Annotated in this window: 4 protein-coding genes; 1 reads left to right on the forward strand and 3 read right to left on the reverse strand. The window is 64.7% G+C overall.

Annotated features, from left to right (window positions below):
* On the reverse strand, nucleotides 1–378 hold a 378-nt coding region (locus DIE06_RS37445; RefSeq protein WP_311767663.1), incomplete at its 3' end, for a glycine betaine ABC transporter substrate-binding protein.
* Nucleotides 379–580: 202 nt separating this feature from the next.
* The gene (locus tag DIE06_RS38615; RefSeq protein WP_185733580.1) at nucleotides 581–793 is read right to left on the reverse strand and encodes a hypothetical protein; all 213 of its coding nucleotides are present in this window, start codon (nucleotides 791–793) and stop codon (nucleotides 581–583) included.
* On the opposite strand from DIE06_RS38615, the gene DIE06_RS37450 reads away from it, so the two are divergent.
* Entirely contained in the window at nucleotides 792–1,016 is a 225-nt protein-coding gene (locus tag DIE06_RS37450) for a hypothetical protein (protein ID WP_260433905.1), read from the forward strand. The two genes, DIE06_RS38615 and DIE06_RS37450, sit on opposite strands and share 2 nt — an antisense overlap.
* On the opposite strand, the gene DIE06_RS37455 is transcribed toward DIE06_RS37450, so the two are convergent.
* Nucleotides 1,013–2,650 carry a GMC oxidoreductase gene (locus DIE06_RS37455; protein ID WP_124665710.1) on the reverse strand — a complete coding sequence of 546 codons (1,638 nt, stop codon included), beginning with the start codon at nucleotides 2,648–2,650 and terminating at the stop codon, nucleotides 1,013–1,015. The two genes, DIE06_RS37450 and DIE06_RS37455, sit on opposite strands and share 4 nt — an antisense overlap.
* Between the last annotated feature and the right edge of the window lie 434 nt (nucleotides 2,651–3,084).

Below are 3,084 nucleotides of genomic sequence, written 5' to 3' on the forward strand. Positions count from 1 at the left end.
CTTCGCCTTCACGTAGTCGGGAACGATCAGGCCGATCTTCGCGTCGGGAAAGTTCGCGCCGAGATCGACGACCTTCGTCTTGTATTCGCTCCAGTAGGAGCCGTGCGTGACGGGCAGCCACGCGGACAACGTCGCGTCGAGGTCGCCGCGCGCCACGCCCTGCCACATGATCCCGGCGGCCACCGGCACGAGCTGGACCGGGTAACCGAGTTTCTTCTCGATCACGCGGGCCGCGACGTTCGACGTCGCGACGCTGTCATCCCAGCCTTCGACGTAGCCGATCTTCAACGTCGGCTTCGTATCGGCGAGCGCGGATGCGCTCAGTGCCACCATTGCCGACAATGCGCCGGTCCACAACAGTTTTCCGAATAGTTTCATGACGATCTCCTTGATGTGCGCTATCCCTTGCTAGGTTCGTCAGCCACAATTCAAGGGTATCGTCGTTTTCCGACGGATGCTTGCCCTCAAGCGACTCATCGACGCCTCCCCGGTCCGGACGGCTCTCGCGACCCGACAATGGCTCGCGGCGGCACGGCCGCGCCGTCACCCCACTGGATCCCGACTGCACCAAAGTCGGGCATCAGATGACCCAATCGCCTTCAAACCCGCCACGGCTTCCAGCGATGAACCATTGAAAAGCCGTCGCGAAACGAAACCATTCGAAGCACGGTTCGAACGGATTCCGGCACGTCAGAAAGACCGCGAACCAAGGGCGCGTTGCTGTTTCCGCCGTGGCGCCTGGGGACGAGACGTCCTCGGCGTTCAAACGACGCTTCATGATCAGGATGATCATGATGCTGACCGGCGGTACGTTTCTGGACGGCTATATCCTCGGGATCGTCGGCCCAGTGTCCGGAAAGATGACCGCCGAGCTCGCCATATCGCCGGTCTGGGACGGGCTGATCGCGGCCGGCGCATTTTTCGGAATCCTCATCGGCTCGCAGTTGGGTGGATGGGCCGGCGACAAGTCCAAAGGCAAAAGCGTCAGCGAAACGGCGTCGGGGTTCTCGCACTAGCCCGCGCGGCGGTTCCCGGCAGCGCTCGATTCGGAGCGGCGGTGCTGGCCGAGCAACACGGCGACATTGCGCTCGGCCAGCGCGGCGATCGTGCGCGACGGATTCAGCCCGAGCGCGCGCGGGACCGTCGCACCGTCCATCACGTAGAGCCCGTCGTAACCGAACACCTTTCCATCCGCGTTCACCACGCCATCGTCGCGCGTGAGTCCCATGTTGCACCCCCCGAGCGGATGCGGGGTGATCAGCCGGTGGAAGTCGCTCCATGTCGGCGGGACGAACGGTTCGCCGCCCGTGGCGACCGACAGGCGGCGGTGCGTATCGACCATCGCATCGACGACAGCCCGGGATCGCGCGTACGACCAGTCGAGCCGCAATACGCGATGCCATGGCGCAAACCAGCAGCGGCCGAGCCGCATGTGCCCGTCCCCCGGATCGATCGCCTGGCCGAACCAGGGCATCATGCTCTCGACCGGGTCATCGCAATCGAAATGGCGCGCGAAGGCGCGCCAGAACGCGCGCGTCACCCCACCGTGCGAGCGCTGCAGGTGGCGGCGCACGAAATCGTGCGCAAGATTGGGCACGCCGCCGTCCTCCACGAACAGCGGCTGACCATTGTCGTCGGCCCCGTCGAGAAGATCGATCGCAGCGGAGATGGTGACGCCGTGCGACGGGGAAATCTTTCGGTGGCGATAGAAGGCCGGCGTGACGAAGTCGCCGTTGAAGGCCCAGCCCCAGCCGAGCCTCGGCGACAGATTCGGCAGCGTGCGATGCTCGTCGCGACAGCGGAGCAGCAACTCGGTACTGCCGATCGATCCGGCGCTGACGATCACCCTGGCCGCCGTGGCGGTTCCGGGCTTGAAACTGCCGGCGGCGGAATCGATGACGTTGAAATGCACGCGCCATCCCGCGCCGAGCGGCTCGAGCTTCTGCACGACGTGCAGCGGAAGGATGGTTGCGCCATGGCGCTCGGCCACGGCCAGATAGTTGAGGTCGAGCGTGTTCTTCGCCGACACCTGGCATCCGATGTCGCAATTGCCGCAGTGCACGCACGTGCCTTGCGATACCCCATGCACGTTGACGTGCCTGACGGAATGCCGGTCGTCGCGCGCGCCGGGCAAGGACGGATCGTAGCCCGGCGAGAACGACACGGCGAGCGGCAACTTGCGATAGCGATCGCCCCAGCCGCAGGCGTCGGCAGCGTCGCGCAACAGGCGGGTGCGTTCGCTGATCTGGTTGTCGGGCACCTCCTGGACCGACAGCATCCAGCCCACGCGCTGATAGTAGGGCTTGAGCGCCTCGTACGTGATCTCCGGCGGCCAGCCCTGATCGAAGGCGTCGGGCTTGGCCTCGACCGAGACGTTGGCGTAGATCAGCGACCCGCCGCCCACGCCCGCGGCAGCCACCACCGACATGCGGGAAAAGACACGCAGGTCGGCCCAGCCGTGGAATCGCTGCGGGTTCTGCTGATCCCAGAGCCACGGGTCGGTCTCGTCGCGCGGATACGTCTTCGGCGTCCAGCGGCGACCACGCTCCAGCACCAGCACCTTCCACCCCGCCTCCGCAAGGCGGCAGGCCGCCACCGCTCCGCCGAAGCCGCTCCCGACAACGATGACATCGTATTCAAGCGCGCTCATGACGACGATCTCCTGACGCCGGTGCGTCACGGTTCCGATGCGAAAAACCTGAAGAATCCTCCCGTCTGCGAAGGCATCACGATCCCGGACGGGGCGGGTCCGTCAGACCGCTTTCGTGTTGGCTGCAGTGAAACAGCTGCCCGGGAAATCGTTTGGACAAACCCGACACCGTCGTTCGCCGATCCTGCTCGACGGGTCCGGCGAAACCTCGCCATCCGGATGAAATCTCCTTTATTTTCAAGCGGTTGAGCGTCCATCATGCACATATGAGCCGACCTGGCACGCCCCATGCATTAGTAGCTGCGAGCGCAACGAAACGTGCTCTCTTCCAAACCGCAGCAAACCTAGGAGATTTATCATGTCCGCACTGATGATCAACGACCTGTCCCGCGCCCACGAACTCAGCCGCAAGGAAATGGCGGCCGTCAGCGGGG

The sequence above is a fragment of the Burkholderia sp. Bp8998 genome, assembly GCF_003854235.1.
Taxonomy (GTDB): domain Bacteria; phylum Pseudomonadota; class Gammaproteobacteria; order Burkholderiales; family Burkholderiaceae; genus Burkholderia.